Genomic DNA, 16911 nt, shown 5'->3' with positions numbered 1-16911 from the left:
TTCTAGCGGCTGCCTGCGGCGGCGGCAAGCCTAGCGGAATGCGAGCATCGCCTCCTTGAGGCGATGGATCTCGTCGCGCACCCCGGCGGCGGCCTCGAACTCGAGGTCGCGGGCATGCTGGTACATCTGCTGCTCCAGCGCCTTGAGCCGGGCGGCGGCCTTGGCCGGGCCCAGGCTGGCGTAGTCCTCGGGCCGCTCGGCCACCGCGCGCACCTTGCCGCGACCACCCCGGCCGGCCTTGGATTCGGCCTGCTCGCTGCGGGCGCCTTCCATGATGTCCATCACCGGGCGCGCCACCGAACGCGGGGTGATGCCGTGTTCCAGGTTGTATTCGACCTGCTTGGCGCGGCGGCGGTCGGTCTCGTCGATCGCGCGCTTCATCGAGTCGGTGACGCGGTCGGCATACAGGATCGCCTTGCCGCGCAGGTTGCGGGCGGCGCGGCCGATGGTCTGGATCAGCGAACCGGTCGAGCGCAGGAAGCCCTCCTTGTCGGCATCGAGGATCGCCACCAGCGACACCTCGGGCATGTCCAGGCCCTCACGCAGCAGGTTGATGCCCACCAGCACGTCGAACTTGCCCAGGCGCAGGTCGCGGATGATCTCGACTCGCTCAACCGTGTCGATGTCGGAGTGCAGGTAGCGCACGCGCACATCGTGCTCGGACAGGTACTCGGTGAGGTTCTCGGCCATGCGCTTGGTGAGCGTGGTGATCAGCACCCGGTCGCCCATGGCCACGCGCGCGTGGATCTCGCCGAGCACATCGTCGACCTGGGTGGCCACCGGGCGGATCTCGACTTCCGGATCGATGAGCCCCGTGGGGCGCACCACCAGCTCCACCATCTCGCCTTCGCAATGCTCGTACTCGTACTTGCCCGGCGTGGCGGACACGAAGATCATCCGCGGCGCGCGCGCCTCCCACTCCTCGAAGCGCAGCGGCCGGTTGTCGAGCGCCGACGGCAGCCGGAAGCCGAACTCCACCAGCGTTTCCTTGCGCGCGCGGTCGCCGCGGTACATGCCGCCGATCTGCGGCACGGTGACGTGCGATTCGTCCACCACCAGCAGCGCATCGGGCGGCAGGTAGTCGAACAGCGTGGGCGGCGGCGCGCCTGGCTCGCGCCGGGTCATGTGCCGCGAATAGTTCTCGATGCCGTTGCAGTAGCCGACCTCGGCCATCATCTCCAGGTCGAACTGGGTGCGCTGCTGCAGGCGCTGCGCCTCGACCAGCTTGTTCTCCGCGTACAGCTGCTCCAGTCGCTCGCGCAGCTCGACCTTGATGGTCTCCACCGCGGTGAGGACGCTCTCGCGCGTGCTGGCGTAATGCGTCTTGGGATACACGGTGAAGCGCGGCACCTTGCGCTGCACTTCGCCGGTGAGCGGGTCGAACAGGCTGAGGTTCTCGACCTCGCCGTCGAACAGTTCGATGCGCAGGGCTTCAAGCTCCGACTCGGCCGGGTGCACGTCGATCACCTCGCCGCGCACGCGGTAGGTGCCGCGGCGCAGCTCGGTGTCGTTGCGGGTGTACTGCAGCTCGGTGAGCTGGCGGATCAGCTGGCGCTGCTCGATGCGCTCGCCGCGCGCCAGGATCAGGCGCAGCTTCAGGTAATCCTCCGGGTCGCCGAGGCCATAGATCGCCGACACCGTCGCCACGATCAGCGCATCCGGCCGCGAGAGCAGCGCCTTGGTCGCCGACAGCCTCATCTGTTCGATGTGCTCGTTCATCGCGCTGTCCTTGTCGATGAACGTGTCGGACGACGGGATGTACGCCTCGGGCTGGTAGTAGTCGTAATAGCTGACGAAGTACTCGACCGCGTTATGCGGGAAGAACGACTTGAACTCGCCGTAGAGCTGCGCCGCCAGCGTCTTGTTGGGCGCCATGACGATGGTCGGCTTCTGCACCGCCTCGACCACGTTGGCGATGGTGTAGGTCTTGCCGGAGCCGGTCACACCGAGCAGCGTCTGCCGGGCCAGGCCGGCCTCGAAGCCGTCGATGAGCCGCTTGATGGCCTGCGGCTGGTCGCCGGCGGGCTGGTAGGGCGAGACGAGCTGGAACGGCGTATGGGTGGCGGATTTCATCGCGCCATTGTAGGCGCGGGCGTCAAACGCCCTGCGAAGGCCGGCGGTTGGCTGACAGATGCGCCGGTCGCTCGCCGACCGGCACCGGCCCTCCCCGCCTACCCTGCGCCGGGTCCCCGGGCGACTGACCCGACGGACGCCATCGCCTAGCGTGGTTCGCCCGTGATACCGGCAAGGAGGCTGGGCATGGCAAGGCACGACGCGGTCGGCTTCACCCTGATCGAGGCAATGGTGGTGGTGGCCGTCGCCGCCGTCACTCTCACCCTCGGCCTGCCCTCGTTCAACGGCACGCTGGAGCGGCATCGCGTTTCGGCGAGCCTGCACCTGCTGTCGGCCGACATGGCGATGGCGCGCAACAGCGCGATCCTGCGCCGCGAACAGGTGGTGGTGTGCCCGGGCGCGGCAAATGCCGGCTGCCGCGGCGACCACGACTGGAGCACGGGATGGCTGGTGTTCCGCGACCCGGACGGCAACCGCCGGCCCGATGCCGACGGCGACCTGCTGCGCGCCACGGATGCGCCTGCAGGCGGGGCGGACCGCCTGCGGCTTGCCTCCACCCGCCCGTTCCTGCGCTACCAGGCCAGCGGCATGAGCGCGCACAGCAACCTGAGCGTGAACGCCTGCGTACGCGGCCAATTGCGCGGCAAGGTGGTCGTGAACCGGCTCGGGCGGGTGCGCGCGGAGCGCCCGACACGCGAAACCGCGTGCCCGTGAGCCGTTCTCCTTGACCGCGGCCAGTTACGCTCTAAAATACCGGTCCCCGCCCGAATAGCTCAGCCGGTTAGAGCACTTGACTGTTAATCAGGGGGTCGTTGGTTCGAGTCCAACTTCGGGCGCCATTCTTTCTGTTGCATGCGCGGACCATCGTCCGCAGTGTTCTGGCTGAGTCCACTCCAGCCCCTGTCCGCCCGCTGCGGCGGATGCTTCACTTCCCTGCGATGCCCCTGCTCCCAAGGTGTCCACACCACCCTGACCGTGTGCGCGCGGCGGTGCGACCGGACGCCGAACCGAGGGAGGCAACATGCCGCGCGGCAAGACCCTGAAGCTGGCCACGTTCAATGTCAACGGCATCGCCACCCGCCTGCCTCAGCTGCTCGCGTGGCTCGAGCAGGAAAAGCCCGACGTGGTGGCGCTGCAGGAATTGAAGGCGCTGGACGAGACCTTTCCCGTGGATGCGCTGGAGAAGGCCGGATACGGCGCGATCTGGCAGGGTCAGCGCTCCTGGAACGGCGTGGCCCTGCTCGGACGGGACACGGTGCCGGTGGAGAGCCGCCGCGGCCTGCCGGGCGACCCCGCCGACGCGCAGAGCCGCTACATCGAAGCGGCGGTCCACGGCATCGTGGTGGCGTGCATCTACCTGCCCAACGGCAATCCTCAGCCCGGCCCGAAGTTCGACTACAAGCTGGAATGGATGGCACGGCTCGCCCGGCACGCGCGGACCATGGTCGGTCTTCCGCATCCGGTCGCGATCATCGGCGACTTCAACGTGATCCCGACCGACGACGACGTCTACGACGACAAGGCCTGGCGCAAGGACGCGCTGATCCAGCCCGAAACGCGCGAGGCGTACTTCGGCCTGCTCGAACAGGGCTGGACGGACAGCCTGCGGCACGTGCATGGCGAGCAGAGGATCTACACGTTCTGGGATTATTTCCGCCAGCACGCCGAGCGCGACCGCGGGCTGCGCATCGACCACCTGCTGCTTAACCCGGTGCTCGCCAAGCGCCTGAAAGGTGCCGGCGTGGATCGCTGGGTGCGGCTGCAGGACAAGGCAAGCGACCATGCACCGACGTGGGTCGAGATCGCGGCGACGGGGTGAGGCGCGCTGCGCCTTGGGCACGCGCGCAGTCGAGCATGCTGATCGCGTCGCAGTGCTGCTCCGCGGGCTCCGAGCGTTCCGCGGCAGGCAGGGCTGCACGGGGGCAGTCCTGCCTGCATGGTGGGCGAGCATGCCGACGCAGGCGGCGACTAATTGCCGGCCTTCTTCGCCGGCACCCGGCCAGCGTCGCGGTTGGTCTCGCCCTCGGCAAGCATGCTGAGTTTCTCGTCCGTGGCTTTTTCCTCGGCCAGGGTTTCGTGCAGCAGCTTCACCGCGTCCGCGTAGCCCAGCTGCTTGCCGAGCGCACACAGCGTGCCGTAACTCGCGATCTCGTAGTGCTCGACCTTCTGCGCGGCGTTGATGAGCGCGGCATCGCGCACCGGGCCCTCTCCCACCTCGTCGATCGCCTCCTTGCCTTCCTCGACCAGGCCTTCCATGGCGGCGCACTTGATGCGCTTGAGCTTGATTTCCAGCAGCTCGACGACGCGGTCGATGCGTTCGATCTGCCCTTCCGTCTCGCCGAGATGCGTCGTGAACGCATCCGCGAGCTTCGGATTCGCGGCGGCCTTCGCCATCTTGGGCAAAGCCTTGGTCAACTGCTTCTCGGCGTTGTACATGTCGGAGAGCGCATGCACGAACAGGTCTTCGAGTGTCTTGACAGCCATTTTCTCGATCCTCAGCGTTGAATGGTGGACTTCGACGGGACTTGCCCGCGAAACGCTAGGACTGCGGAGATGCGCCCGATGTGAAAAGAACCGGCGATGTCGCCGGGGCAGTGTCTATTCAGGCACACCCCGCGCGCGGCCATGGCGCCCTGCGCATCGTCGCGACCCGCGCACGCGCGTGAGCGTTGCCTTGACGCAGCGGACGCTAGCGTAGCGCCCATGAACGACCCCTCGAGCGGCAGCCTCGCGCGCAGCGCGCGCATCCTCGGCTTTCTGATGAAGTACCGTCGCGCCGGCATATTCGCCAGCGCCGATGCCGATCCATCGCCGACCGCCCCCGACCCGGCCGTGGATGCCGACGGCGACACCGGTCCGGAAACATTTGTCCGCGACCTCGAAGCGCTTGGTCCCACCTTCATCAAACTCGGCCAGGCACTGTCCACGCGTCCCGACATGGTGCTGCCCGCCTACCTGCCCGCGCTGGAGCGGATGCAGGACGAGGTGAGCCCGATCCCGTTCGATGCCGTGCGCGGCGTGGTGGAAGCGGAGCTCGGCGTACGCCTGGGCAAGCTGTTCGCTGAGTTCGACGAACAGCCACTGGGCAACGCATCGATCGCGCAGGTGCACCGCGCGGTGATGAACGACGGCCGCGAGGTGGCGGTCAAGGTGCAGCGCCCGGACGTGGAGGCCGAGATCCGCCGCGACCTGGACATCCTCGCCGGCATCGCGGCGCGGGCCGACTTCGTGACGCGCATAGGGCGCCGCCTGCATTTCGCCGACTGGGTGCGCGAGTTCCGCAAGACCCTGCTGGCCGAGCTCGACTACCGGATCGAAGCCGACAACCTGGAACGCTTCGGCAAGCATTTCGAGGCCTACCCGTTGTTGCTGGTGCCCCAGCCGATCTGGAACCTGACCACCGGCCGCGTGCTGACCATGGATCTGGTGCGCGGCACCAAGGTTACCGCGCTCGGTGGACTGCGCCGCACCGAGCACGACTACCAGCCCCTGGCCGATGCCCTGGTGCGCGGCTACCTCGACCAGACCTTCGTGCACGGCGAGATCCACGCCGACCCGCACCCCGGCAACATGCTGGTCACCGACGACCAGCGCCTCGCGATCTTCGACCTCGGCATGGTCGCCCACGTGCCGCCAAAGCAGCGCGCCCGCCTGCTGAAGCTGCTGTTCTCCGCGGTCGACGGCAGTGGCGAGGAAGTGGCCGAGGAATCCATCGCGCTGGGCGTGCGCCTCGAGGATTTCGACGAGGACCGCTACGTCCGCGAGATCGGCCAGCTGGTGGCGCGCTATGCAGCGCACGGCTCCAAGACCATGACCGAAGGCTGGCTGATGCTGGAGCTGGCACGCATCGGTGCCGACTGCGGCCTGCGCACGCCGCCGGAACTGCAACATCTCGGCAAGACCCTGCTGCATCTGGAAGGCGTGTGCCGCGCGCTGGACCCCCAGCTGGACATGCGCCAGGTGGTCGAAGGCCACCTGCAGCAGATGCTGCGCGAGCGCCTGCGCAAGTCGTTCTCGCCGGCGAGCCTGGCCAGCGAGGCCATGGAGATGCAGGCACTGCTGCAGGACGCCCCAAGGCGCGTGTCGACCCTGCTGTCACTGCTCGCCGAGAACAAGATGCAGGTGCGGTTGACGGGATTGCAGGAGTCGCGGCTGACCGAGAACCTGCAGAAGATCGCCAACCGCGTCGCCACCGGTGTGATCGTCGCCGCGCTGATCATGGCGAGTGCCACGTTGATGCGTGGCGATGTGGTGGGGCCGCGGTTGTTCGGCTATCCCGCGATCGCGATGGGGATGTTCCTGCTCGCGTCGGCGCTGGGGCTGGGCATCGTGGCCAGTGCGTTGTTCAGTGATCACAGGTCGCAGGATCGCGGTGAGCGAGGGCCCCGTACGTGAGCGATGCGGCAACCGGTCCGTCGGCACCCGGCTCTGCAGAGGGAGCGGATTGATGTCACCCGACATCGTGGGCTGGGCGGCATCGGCGATCCTGCTGGCCACCCTGATTCGGCAGATCGCCGCGCAGATGCGCGACCCGGATGCACGCGGGGTATCGCGCTGGTTGTTCATCGGCCAGAGCGCGGCGTCGATCGGATTCATCGTCTACAGCGTAATGGTGGACAACCTGGTGTTCATCGTGACCAACAGCTGCATTCTTGCGACCGCACTTGGCGGGCAGGCGAGCCTCTGGTGGCGGCGAAGCCACCAGGGTAAAAAGACGCGCGCCTCGTAGGCGCGCGTCTATCAGGGGCCCGTCAACCCAAACCCGCACTCGGTGTCATTTCCCGTGGTGTGCCATCTCGAGCCGGCCTGGTTGATCGTGAGGACGCCGCACCGATCAGTGGCTTGCGCGGTGCCTGCCACCGGGGTTGCGGTCGCCGTGAAGGTGGCGCCACCTTCAGGCACGTTCAGGCCCAGCACATAGGACGCGGTGCCTGTCGCGGGGGAGTTTGTAGTGATGAGCGTAAAGCCCCCATACGTACTGTTGACCGTGCGATAACGCTCGGCTTGTTGCGCCACATCCACGAGATCTGCTTTCGCCTGTCCACGGCGCCCCTTCCGCACTGACTCCTGGTAGGACGGCAGCGCGATGGAAACCAGGATGGCGACGACCGCCACCACAACCATCAGTTCGATCAGGGTGAACCCGCCCAGCTGCGAGCGCGTGAGGCGTCCAGGCCTCGTCAGGCACGTATGCGAACTCATTTCAGCTGCCTCCAGGATTGGCGACCACACGGCCTCGGCAATACGAACCCGCCCGGGTAGATCACAACTTCGCATTGCTCGAACGAGGCGCAGCTCGCGCCTACGCAGGTCGGGTCGACCAGCGTGACTGGATTGATCGCCACGACGCCGGTGCCCATGACAGGCGGCTGCGCCGCCGGGGTTCCGCTTGCGCCCTGCGACCCGATGGCGACCGCGCCACATTGGCCTCCCGTGCAAACCGGAGCACCGCCTTCAGTCACGCGGACATCGGACAGGGCACCAGCCCCGGACAGCAGGTCCAGACCGTAGACGAAGTTCAGACCGCCCGGGCTGCAGCTGTCCTCCAGCGGCGTGTACGTGGTGAAGAAGACGCGCCCGCTCTGGATGCGCGGAGTCGCGATGAACCGCTCGCCTACCGCATTCAACACGGGACTGGTGGGGCCACCGGTTTCCACCGCGAGATCCATGTACCAGCCACGACGCGCGCCCGGCCCGTAATAGTTGACGACGTTGCGCGTGATGTTCCGCACGACCTGGCCGGCATCCGTGGTCAGCTGTCCCGACACAACCTGCCTTGCCAGCGACCCTCGCCCACCGACGTTGGTCTGCGACGGAATGGCGGCGTCCAGGTTGTCGAAGATGCCGTAGAGCGATTGCAGCTGGGGATTGGTGACGACGGTATTGTCCTGCTGGTACTGGTAGCGACCCGTGCCGAAGAACACCATCACACCCGAGCCCGGCCCCGCCGACACGCGGATGCCGCCCGTGACCGGCTGACGCTCTCCAGCCACCTCCGCGGTGAACAATGGCGCGCCGGCGTAAGCGACGCCCCAGTTGCTCGCATCGGCATCGGAGAGGTCGAACTTCCAGAGGTTGCCCTGCAGGTCTCCGCCATAAACCGCGTCGATCCGCCCGTCACCGTTCTTGTCGATCGCCGTGATCTGGCCAAGACCGTTGAACGGGTCGATCTTGAGCGCACACGTCAGGCCCGTGGTAGTGCAGATCCAGTCCGACACGGTGTTGACGATCGAGGCCCGATGACCGTCGTTCGCCGTGATCTTGCTGATCACTGCACCAGTGAAGGCGTCGAGGACGTATAGCGCAGGGTCACTTGTATTGCCGCCGTACCCATTCCCGAACAACACGCCCCAGCGACCATTCTGGAGCGGCACGACCAGTGGCCGTCCTTGGAGGTACCCAATGTCGCTATCGATGCTGCTGTTGCGCTCCCAGAGCACGTCTGACGCCGAGAAGCCATTTGGATCGGTCACGTCCAGCGCGAAGATCGAACGCCCGCCCGCCCCGGTGGTAGCTGCGAGAACTGTCTTCCAGGTGGTTCCCTGCTTGGCATCGCTTATCGCGATCTGCCCATCCACATGGTAGCGATGGTCAAAAAGATCGTCCGGAAGTGGCAGTTCACCGAGCTTGCCCAGCACGCCATTGGGTATGAAAGCGAAGACTTCGGAGCCCGCCCCGGATGCGGCACAAGTCTTGGTGATGTCTCCAGTGCACGGCTGCGTGTTGCCGTTGAACGCATGCAGCATGCCGTCATTGGCGCCTACATAGACGAAGGTGTTCTCCGTGGCGCGCTTCTGGGTCAGGAACGTTCCATAGCCATTAAACATCGAGTTGCTGTACATCGCGTAGCCGAAGTTCGAACGCGGGGACCCGATCACGGGTTCAGAGTTGATGATGCTGCCCAGGACCGAACTGCGCCTGCGCAGCGTGCCACCGCTTCCGGCCTCCAACTGCTGGTTGCCGCGCAGGTACTCGATGAACTGCAGCGGCGTGTAGTTGCCACCGTACCGCGAGGCGACCTGCGGCGGATTGATGCCCAGCAGCCTGAGCTTCGCGTCGCTGTCGCCAGGCAAACCGACATCGGTGAACGCGGACTTCCCGACCGTCGTGGAGGTGCCGCTGCCCATCGTGTGGATCGTGAAGATGTCGCGCGAAGCATGCCCGGGAATACCGGCAGCCGCATTCCAGATGGCGTCGCCAAGCGTTCCGTCGGCGTTGACGCCGATGGCAGCCAGGTCTCCGACCCAGTCCTTGCCGTTGCGCTCGCGCTTGAAGCTCGGCTGCAGGGTGAACGACGCACCGCCGCCACCGACGCGCGCTCCACTGATGCTCTGGCTGCCCAGTTCGAGATCCAGTGAAGCCGCGCTGTCGAATGCCTTGGCCAACTGCTCACGCATGGTGAGTGGATTGGTCACGAGGAAGTAATTGTCGGGCTCGCCATCACCGTCTTCGTCGGGATTGATGCCGGCGGGCGTGCCGTACTTCGCGGCATACCACAGCGGATCATTGAGCTTGTCACCCACGCCCGCCGTGCCGACAGTGAAGGTACGAGTTGAATTGAGTGTCAGGCCCGCATTGCATGGCGCCGAGCCTGTGACGCCGATGCAACCGCCCGCCCAGACGTTTGCAGGCGTGTTCAACTCGTAGACCGAGGTGTTCTGCGCGCTGTCGGTGTCGCGCACTTCCAGGTAAACGCCGTCGCGCGTGGTACCGGAGATCACGTAGCCGATGTTCTGGTTCGCCGAGCCGGCTGCGTATTCGGACGCCAGAGCCACGGTCACGGACTGGTTCGCATTGGCAGTGATCGTGTAGCGCACGATCGCGTCCATGTCGTGGTCGTTGCCCTGCTCGACGTCTTCGTAGTTGATGCGGAACACCGCGTACGGACGCCCGCCGTTGATATTGGCGTTGCTCGCCCCGCCCGGGAAATTCACCATCTCCTGGACGAAGAAGTCGACGATGGTGTTCACCGGCTTGCGCGCGGCACCGCCGAAGGTGCCACTCACCGTCTTGGCGAACGGCAGCAATTCAACGACGCGGTCACCGATCGGAATCTCCATCCGCGGAAGCGGCGAAGCCAAGGCGACCGAATACGTGGTGAGGTATGGATAATCGGCACGCGAGTTCAGCGCGGTCCTCGCGCCATGCCGCGCCACGGACGCGGCATAGTACGTGCCGCCCTTGGTGGGCTCTTCCGGTGCCAAGCCGCGGATGTTGCCGAAGCTCGAGGCGACCTTGGCTGTCGGCGCACCATCCGTGACGCCATTCACTTCGCCAATGAATACGCTACGGGTGCCACCAATCTCCTCGTTCCAGATCGTCTGGCCGATGGTTGCAGCATTGAAACCGGGCAATGAGGGATCTGCTGCGACGTTGGCGAACGCGCTTCCCGGCAGATCACCGTCATAGCTCGGGTTGATGTCGCTGATCACCGTCATCACCGGGCGCGAGCACGCCGGATAGCCACCACCGGCAGGTGCGCCACGATATGGGTCGCGCCATGTCGGACTCGACAGACCAAGACGCGTGTCTTCGGCCTGACCTTCCGTGCTTCCGCCGGTCGTGAAAGTAGACGTACCGCCAGTGGCGCCGGCGAAGTAGCGCACTGCTTCGAACATCATCTCGGCGATCGGGTTACCCCACATCCGGCACTCGCCGTTGCCGACCATGCGGTCGCCCTGCGATACGCAATTGCCCCCCAGCCCACCTTCGCTGTTTGCCCAGTTCCAGTTCTTTCTGGCCGAGATGTTGTCACCGCCACCGTTATATGCGCCACCGATCATGCGCAGGCGGTCGATATTGCGCACCACTCCCTCCACGTCGGTATTGAAGACGCCAGTCAGGGAGTTCACCTCGTCGGCGAAGTTCTCGACGTTGCGGCGCAGCACGCCGCCCTGCAGGTTGTTCCGCTGCGTTCCGGTAATCAGGCCGAAGTACATCTTCTGCCCCTCGCCGTAGTCGTGCAGGATCCCAACAGGCTTGAAGCTGCCGCTTGGATAGGTCTTGCACGATGTGTCGCGATGCCGCACATCGGCCGGGCACGCCTGCACGCGGACATAGCGATCGGTATCGAACGACGCACCACCGGTCGTCCGGACGAGGGAATAGACGCGCCTGCTCAGACCATGTAAACCCGTGACGTTGTTGCCACCCGATGCCGGGATCGTCTGCCAGGCGCCCCAATTGTTGTTGTTCGTGTTCTGCACGCGATAGCGCAGGACATAGCTGGCGTCGCCGTCTCCCTCTTCATGCCGGAAACTAATTGAATAGTTGCCGCCGGTGTTCAGGACGACGTTGCCGGACGCGTGGTCATTCTCACAGCCGCTACCGTTGCCATTGTTGGGCGGCGTGCAAGCGCCATGGCCACCGTACCAGCCAACCTCCCCGTTTGTGATGGAGGTTCCGTTGGTCTGCGTGATCCGGAAGTCCACTGCATCATCGCCGACTGCGGCGAATTGAAAGGTACGGGTGGCGCGGCTGCCGTCGGTCGCAACACGGAACTGGCCTGCGATGACCGTAAGGAAGTTGTCCACCTGGGTGCCACCGCAATTGGCGGTGCACTCGACGGTCGTGGGCGTATCCGCGTAAAGCTGGTTCGCTGGAAGCGCCCAGTCGGTGACGCGTTGATTGAACTCGGCGCGATCGTTCGGATGGCCCGGGAACGGCGTCGTGGTTCCGCCGCCGGTGCACGATGTCCCCTGCTGGAAGCAGTGGTCACCCGCGACAGGACCTTCCATGGCCACCCAGTTCCACACGCGCGCCGTTGTATTGCGCAGGACGCGGAACATGGGCGCCTGGTAGGCGGGGAACGTGGCGAGGTTGCCCGAACGGGTCGTCACGGCAAACAGGTGGTAGCGGTCGTTCTCCGGCAGCGACAGCGGCGTGTAGTTGCGGATGTCGTAACCGTCGCGGGCAATGCTGAAGTACTCCTTGCCCCAGCTATGCGCGTCCTGGGGGAAGAACGCGCCCTGCAGAACCGTGCGATCGGATGTATCGGTCGCGCGGAAGCCGCCGTAGAGCACGCGCCGCAGCGTGTCCATGCGCGACATCGTCGCGTAGTTCAGGAAGTCGCCACTCCACAACCCGGTACAGGTCTTGGTGGTCGTCCGATCGCCTTGCGGCACGAACTCGTTTCCATTCCACGAGTAACAAAGGAACGAGTCGAAGTAGCCGAAGTAATCGATCTTGTAGGGCGAGGCCCCATCAGTCGGCGCCGGGCTCTTGAGCTCCCAACCCCGATAACCGACATCCAGCACACCATCGCCGTTGAGGTCGGACGCGTCGTTGTACGCCTCGTAATAGATCTTGTGGTCCTTGCCCATCACCAGCATGTTGAGCGGAGGCACGGCATCGCGCATGTACAGCGGCGATTGCGCCGGCACGGGCGTATCGCCTGCGAAGAACACGGGATCTGACTTCACCGCGACCGTGGCGACAATGGCCGCAGCCGCGACTGCACCTACGGTACCGAGCCGGATCTTGGTCCTGCGATTCATGCCTTGACTCCCGTTGACGCCGTTCATGGGATGAACACCGTGTCGACCACGGACTCGGAGCTGGAGAACACCGCGCGATCTTTTGCGAATGCGGTGACCTGGTAGATCTGGTCGGTGCGCTCTGCCTCGTCGCTGGGGTAATCCATCCCACCCCAGGAGAAACAGAGGTCCAGACGCCGCACATACGGGGAGGCCGAACTCCAGCTGGCGGCGTCATGCGCCGTCGTGCAATCCGTGGGCGGGACGTTGGTGGGTGGCAACAGCTGTGCGAGCACGTCCGACTTCAGGCCCGATTCCTGCTCGCGCGCCGCACCCTCGGCATTCTGGAATGCCATGTTGGTCGCCTGATAGTTGGATGCCATGCGCTCCTGCTGACCCGCGACCTGCATCGCGACAATGCCGATCAACGTGAGGAGGATGAGCATGATCAGCGCGACGTAGAGCACGGCGCCTGACTGCTTGGCTGGATGGGATCGTGGCATGGCTTGTTTTCCAGTCAGTTGCCGAACAGTCGATTGCGAAGCGCAATCGAATCTTCGTAAACCGTGCGATAGAAGGTGTCGGATGGCGCGGTGACGGTAACGCCCAGCGCGGAGAGCGGCGGCGTGACGGCCGAAACGTCGCGCTGCCCTGCGGCGGCAGGCTCCGAACTCCTCGCAATGAGTCCGAGCTGTACCAGGCCGACGCGGCGCCAGGCGTCTTCCCAGTTCGCGCCGACCAGTTCGTCCGCGACCGCGCTCTGGCCAATATTCCCGGACGGCCGCTCACCCGCCCCGGTGAAGCTGTCCTGGCCAAACCGGAGCTGGATGGATTCGATGCCTTCCACCAGTTCCTCGTTCACGGCCTGGACCGCACCTGCGGCAGTCATCAGGTAGCGCAGGCGGTACATGGCCGGAACGTCTTGGGCGTTGAGGCCCACGTAGTACACGAGGCTGTCCGCGCGATAGAGCATCGCCTGCCCGGCCGCCAGCGGAAGCGTGCCCAACGGCGTTACGTTGCCCGCGCCGCTGGCAACCGTCATGCTCCCGGCGCCCAACGTGACGTAGTCGGCCTTGAACACCGCCGCGCCCATGCAGTCCGCCAAGGCAAGCAGGTGCGGCTCGGCCACGCCCTCGGAAAGGCGCACGGAGTGCGCGGCCTCGAAGAGGATCGTCGCGGGGTCTCCGGCGGTGAACGACGTGACCTGCGCACCCGTGGGCGAGAAATTCCGCAGGATCAGGATGTCGCTGCCCGGCACCGGCCGATTGAGGTCAGTGAACAGCTGCGCAGGCAACGCCGGCGACCACTCGCCCGACGTGAGCGCCGCGGTGAACGTCGCGGGAAGCACAAGGGTATCGCCGGTGGCGGTCCCGACGGCTTCGTACGCTTCGATCGCCTTGTCGAAGCGAAGAGCCCCGTGCAAGCCCGGTTGCGCGTAGTTGCCGGAAGCCTGGTTGGCCGCCGTCAGGAAGGTGGAGACCAGTGCCGGGCGGGAGGGCGTGATGTTCTCGGGCAGGAAGCGCGCCTGATCGTTCACACACCCCGAGTGCCCCGCCATGCGCACGTCGCGCTGCAGTAGGTCGAGGGCGAACCGCCCGTTTTCCTGCGCGCGTGCCAGGCCGGTTGACAGCTGGTAGGCGGTACGCGAAGCCGCGAATACCTGTACCAGGCCCAGGATCAACAGCGAGCCGATCGCGAGAGCGATGAGAAGTTCGATCAGCGTGACGCCCGCCTGGGGACGCTTCCAGTTCATAGCACCGTCTCCAGCGTGATCTCCGCACCATCGGCCAGCAGTGGAAGGTTGTCTTCGGACCAACGCAACTGCACCCGTACCGTCGATCCGGCCACCACGATCGCACCGGTGGCCTCCGGCCCGAGCGCCTCCTTCACTTCGCACATCCAGCGCGCGATATTGCTTGCGGCGTCAAGTGCCGCATCGCGACTGCAGCCGCCAACGGGGTCGACATCGGCGAAATCGGCGTCATCGACGACGTAGGCCGCCACCTCGCTTCGATTGGTCCGCATGGTGTCCAGAATGGCGCTGGCAAGGTTGACCGCCTTGGTGCGCTGCTCCGCACTCTTCGTGTAGCGCAGATTCATCGTCTGCAGCAATGCAAGGCCCAGCAACCCGATTGCCAGGATGACGAGCGCTATCAGGACCTCGATCAGCGAGAAGCCGCCTTGCGACTGCTGTCCCGCACGGCGGATGTGGCCGATGTGCCTCATGGGCATGCTCCCTTCAGCGTCTTGGTCTGCCCGACAACGGTCATCTGGATGCTTCGCACGAACTCGCTGCCGGTTGGGCAACTGCCGGGGGTCAGCGTCCAGGCAAGTGGCATGGCGGCGGCAATCGGCCGGCCTCGCGTATCGAACCCGACGCCAGTCACCGCCACTCCGCCGATGTCGACCAGGGCGACGTCGACCCCTTCGCGCGCATTGACGTGGCGCACGATGACGTCGGTTCCTTCGTCAAACGTGGCCGGCGTTCCGCCCTCCACGTCTTGCCAGACGATCCAGCCATTGCTCCACGTGCCATCGCATTCCGTCCCCTGCGAGCTTGCGCAGATGCCGCCCCCGCGCACGCTGCGAATCGCCTCCGAGCGGACCAGCGACAGACTTGCCAGCAGTTCGTTGTTCGTCCCCGCCACGCGATTGGTGCGCAGGGAGCCCTGGAAGCTTGGAAACGCGATGGCGATGAGGATCGCGAGGATCGCGATCGTGACCAACAACTCGACGAGCGTGAAGCCCCTGGCGCGCATGATCGACCCATCCTCCCCGGAAGGTGCCAGCCTACTGCGCCCCCCCGCTGGCGCAAGCGCCCGGCGGACCAACGGTCAGATCACGGACATGAGCGTCCGGCGGGATGGACCCGCGGGACCAACCGCGCAAATCTGTCGATGCCATTGCGTGAGGTCCGTCACGCCTGCTTTGAGCGGTCGACGCAGCCCCTCACGTCACCACCTCATAACAAGGCCGGTACTCCCCGCTGATCTTCATCCGCCGCTGCTCCACGAACGCCCGCAGCAACGCATCCAGCGACTCCATCATGTCCTTGTCGCCGTGGATCTGGAACGGCCCGAACGCCTCAATCCGCCGCATGCCGTCTTCCTTCACGTTCCCGGCGACGATGCCCGAGAACGCCCGGCGCAGGTCAGCGGCCAGCTCGTGCGGCTTGCGGCCGTGGTGCAGGTCCAGCCCCGCCATGGCCTCATGCGTCGGCACGAACGGCTGCTGGAACGGCAGCGGCACCTCCAGGCCCCAGTTGAAGTAGAACGAATCCTTGTGCGCGATGCGCGAGCTGCGCACGCGCTTGACGCCTTCGACCATGCGCCGCGCGACGGTCTGCGGGTCGCCGATGATGATCTCGTAGCGCTCGGTGGCGGCGTCGCCGAGGGTGAGGCGGATGAAGCGGTCGATCTGCTCGAAGTACGGCGCGGCGGCGACCGGGCCGGTGAGGATCAGCGGGAACGGCAGCTCCATGTTCTCTTCGCGCAACAGCAGGCCGAGCAGGTAGAGGATCTCTTCGGCGGTGCCCACGCCACCCGGGAACACGATGATGCCGTGGCCGATGCGCACGAACGCTTCGAGGCGCTTCTCGATGTCCGGCATGATCACCAGGTTGTTGACGATCGGGTTGGGCGATTCGGCGGCGATGATGCCAGGCTCGGTGATGCCGATGTAGCGCGGGCGGCGCTGGCGCTGCTTGGCATGCGCGATATTGGCGCCCTTCATCGGGCCCTTCATGGCGCCGGGGCCGCAACCGGTGCAGATATCGAGGCCGCGCAGGCCGAGCTCGTAGCCGACCAGCTTGGTGTACTCGTATTCGTCGCGTCCGATGGAGTGGCCGCCCCAACACACGACCAGGTTGGGATCGGTGGGATACAGCAGGCGCGCGTTGCGCAGCAGGCCGAACACGGCATCGGTGATGCCGGCCGACGATTCCAGGTCCTTGGCGTACTCGGGGCCGAGCTCGATCGACATGTAGGCCAGGTCGCGCACGGTGGCGAACAGCAGTTCGGCCACGCCGCGGATGATCTCGCCGTCCACGAAGGCCATGGCCGGGGCGTTGCTCAGTTCAATGCGCACGCCGCGGTCCTGCTGCGCCACCTGGATGTCGAAGTCGGGGTACATCTCCTGGGCGGCGCGCGGGTCGTCCGACGCGCTGCCGCTGGTCAGCACGGCAAGCGCGCAGCGCCGCAGCAGGTCGTGCAGGCCGCCGGCGGAGGCGTCCTTCAGGCGTGCGACTTCCTCGCGCGAGAGCACGTCGAGGCCGCCACGCGGGTAGATGCGCGCATCGACGGTGGGAAGGATGCTCTCGGGCTTCAAGGTGTCATTCATGGGACCTCTCTTTCTTATTGTTGTC

Annotated in this window: 13 protein-coding genes and 1 tRNA gene; 5 read left to right on the top strand and 9 right to left on the bottom strand. The window is 65.7% G+C overall.

Annotated features, from left to right (window positions below; all coding sequences use genetic code 11):
- Positions 1 to 30: 30 nt before the first annotated feature.
- The gene (gene uvrB / locus JGR64_RS03695) at positions 31 to 2073 is read right to left on the bottom strand and encodes an excinuclease ABC subunit UvrB (RefSeq protein ID WP_199375220.1); all 2043 of its coding nucleotides are present in this window, start codon (positions 2071 to 2073) and stop codon (positions 31 to 33) included.
- Positions 2074 to 2259: 186 nt separating this feature from the next.
- Here uvrB and JGR64_RS03690 point away from each other — a divergent pair, with 186 nt between their 5' ends.
- The 3 genes from JGR64_RS03690 to xth all read left to right on the top strand — a co-directional run bounded on the left by JGR64_RS03690 (position 2260) and on the right by xth (position 3892).
- Positions 2260 to 2787 carry a GspH/FimT family pseudopilin gene (locus JGR64_RS03690; RefSeq protein WP_199375219.1) on the top strand — a complete coding sequence of 176 codons (528 nt, stop codon included), beginning with the start codon at positions 2260 to 2262 and terminating at the stop codon, positions 2785 to 2787.
- 48 nt (positions 2788 to 2835) lie between these two features.
- Positions 2836 to 2912: transfer RNA gene (locus JGR64_RS03685), tRNA-Asn, on the top strand.
- A 182-nt stretch (positions 2913 to 3094) separates the two neighbouring features.
- Positions 3095 to 3892 carry an exodeoxyribonuclease III gene (xth, locus tag JGR64_RS03680; RefSeq protein WP_199375218.1) on the top strand — a complete coding sequence of 266 codons (798 nt, stop codon included), beginning with the start codon at positions 3095 to 3097 and terminating at the stop codon, positions 3890 to 3892.
- A 149-nt stretch (positions 3893 to 4041) separates the two neighbouring features.
- Here xth and JGR64_RS03675 read toward each other — a convergent pair whose 3' ends face one another.
- Positions 4042 to 4557: a ferritin-like domain-containing protein gene (locus tag JGR64_RS03675; RefSeq protein WP_199375217.1), complete on the bottom strand. Its 516-nt coding sequence runs from the start codon at positions 4555 to 4557 to the stop codon at positions 4042 to 4044.
- A 219-nt stretch (positions 4558 to 4776) separates the two neighbouring features.
- On the opposite strand from JGR64_RS03675, the gene JGR64_RS03670 reads away from it, so the two are divergent.
- The gene (locus JGR64_RS03670) at positions 4777 to 6468 is read left to right on the top strand and encodes an AarF/UbiB family protein (RefSeq protein ID WP_233348377.1); all 1692 of its coding nucleotides are present in this window, start codon (positions 4777 to 4779) and stop codon (positions 6466 to 6468) included.
- A 49-nt stretch (positions 6469 to 6517) separates the two neighbouring features.
- The gene (locus JGR64_RS03665; RefSeq protein WP_199375692.1) at positions 6518 to 6802 is read left to right on the top strand and encodes a hypothetical protein; all 285 of its coding nucleotides are present in this window, start codon (positions 6518 to 6520) and stop codon (positions 6800 to 6802) included.
- Between the two features lie 11 nt (positions 6803 to 6813).
- On the opposite strand, the gene JGR64_RS03660 is transcribed toward JGR64_RS03665, so the two are convergent.
- The 7 genes from JGR64_RS03660 to ppnN all read right to left on the bottom strand — a co-directional run bounded on the left by JGR64_RS03660 (position 6814) and on the right by ppnN (position 16886).
- Positions 6814 to 7275 (bottom strand): type IV pilin protein, encoded by a 462-nt coding sequence (locus JGR64_RS03660; RefSeq protein ID WP_199375215.1) that lies wholly within the window; start codon positions 7273 to 7275, stop codon positions 6814 to 6816.
- On the bottom strand, positions 7272 to 12596 hold the full coding sequence (locus JGR64_RS03655; protein ID WP_234446994.1) for a PilC/PilY family type IV pilus protein: 5325 nt from the start codon (positions 12594 to 12596) through the stop codon (positions 7272 to 7274). The genes JGR64_RS03660 and JGR64_RS03655 overlap by 4 nt, the downstream gene beginning before the upstream one ends.
- On the bottom strand, positions 12593 to 13015 hold the full coding sequence (locus tag JGR64_RS03650; RefSeq protein WP_199375213.1) for a PilX N-terminal domain-containing pilus assembly protein: 423 nt from the start codon (positions 13013 to 13015) through the stop codon (positions 12593 to 12595). Before JGR64_RS03650 ends, JGR64_RS03655 begins: the two co-directional genes overlap by 4 nt.
- Positions 13016 to 13065: 50 nt before the next feature.
- A complete protein-coding gene (locus JGR64_RS03645; protein WP_199375212.1) occupies positions 13066 to 14301 on the bottom strand; it encodes a PilW family protein in 1236 nt (411 codons plus the stop codon).
- Positions 14298 to 14774, bottom strand: a complete 477-nt coding sequence (gene pilV, locus JGR64_RS03640) for a type IV pilus modification protein PilV (RefSeq protein ID WP_199375211.1) — start codon at positions 14772 to 14774, stop codon at positions 14298 to 14300. The genes JGR64_RS03645 and pilV overlap by 4 nt, the downstream gene beginning before the upstream one ends.
- Positions 14771 to 15307 carry a GspH/FimT family pseudopilin gene (locus JGR64_RS03635; RefSeq protein ID WP_199375210.1) on the bottom strand — a complete coding sequence of 179 codons (537 nt, stop codon included), beginning with the start codon at positions 15305 to 15307 and terminating at the stop codon, positions 14771 to 14773. The genes pilV and JGR64_RS03635 overlap by 4 nt, the downstream gene beginning before the upstream one ends.
- A gap of 190 nt (positions 15308 to 15497) precedes the next feature.
- Positions 15498 to 16886 carry a nucleotide 5'-monophosphate nucleosidase PpnN gene (gene ppnN / locus JGR64_RS03630; RefSeq protein WP_199375209.1) on the bottom strand — a complete coding sequence of 463 codons (1389 nt, stop codon included), beginning with the start codon at positions 16884 to 16886 and terminating at the stop codon, positions 15498 to 15500.
- Positions 16887 to 16911: the final 25 nt, after the last annotated feature.

Origin of the sequence: Luteimonas sp. MC1572, from assembly GCF_016615815.1 — a bacterium.
Taxonomy (GTDB): domain Bacteria; phylum Pseudomonadota; class Gammaproteobacteria; order Xanthomonadales; family Xanthomonadaceae; genus Luteimonas.
Note: the sequence above shows the minus strand (reverse complement) of the source record. Positions and strands in the feature narration are given on the sequence as shown.

What these genes read in the sequence shown, in the direction of transcription:
- uvrB (WP_199375220.1), bottom strand. Translation starts at nt 2,073, where the DNA reads ATGAAATCCGCCACCCATACGCCGTTCCAGCTCGTCTCGCCCTACCAG.
- JGR64_RS03690 (WP_199375219.1), top strand. Translation starts at nt 2,260, where the DNA reads ATGGCAAGGCACGACGCGGTCGGCTTCACCCTGATCGAGGCAATGGTG.
- xth (WP_199375218.1), top strand. Translation starts at nt 3,095, where the DNA reads ATGCCGCGCGGCAAGACCCTGAAGCTGGCCACGTTCAATGTCAACGGC.
- JGR64_RS03675 (WP_199375217.1), bottom strand. Translation starts at nt 4,557, where the DNA reads ATGGCTGTCAAGACACTCGAAGACCTGTTCGTGCATGCGCTCTCCGAC.
- JGR64_RS03670 (WP_233348377.1), top strand. Translation starts at nt 4,777, where the DNA reads ATGAACGACCCCTCGAGCGGCAGCCTCGCGCGCAGCGCGCGCATCCTC.
- JGR64_RS03660 (WP_199375215.1), bottom strand. Translation starts at nt 7,275, where the DNA reads ATGAGTTCGCATACGTGCCTGACGAGGCCTGGACGCCTCACGCGCTCG.
- JGR64_RS03655 (WP_234446994.1), bottom strand. Translation starts at nt 12,596, where the DNA reads ATGAACGGCGTCAACGGGAGTCAAGGCATGAATCGCAGGACCAAGATC.
- JGR64_RS03645 (WP_199375212.1), bottom strand. Translation starts at nt 14,301, where the DNA reads ATGAACTGGAAGCGTCCCCAGGCGGGCGTCACGCTGATCGAACTTCTC.
- pilV (WP_199375211.1), bottom strand. Translation starts at nt 14,774, where the DNA reads ATGAGGCACATCGGCCACATCCGCCGTGCGGGACAGCAGTCGCAAGGC.
- JGR64_RS03635 (WP_199375210.1), bottom strand. Translation starts at nt 15,307, where the DNA reads ATGCGCGCCAGGGGCTTCACGCTCGTCGAGTTGTTGGTCACGATCGCG.
- ppnN (WP_199375209.1), bottom strand. Translation starts at nt 16,886, where the DNA reads ATGAATGACACCTTGAAGCCCGAGAGCATCCTTCCCACCGTCGATGCG.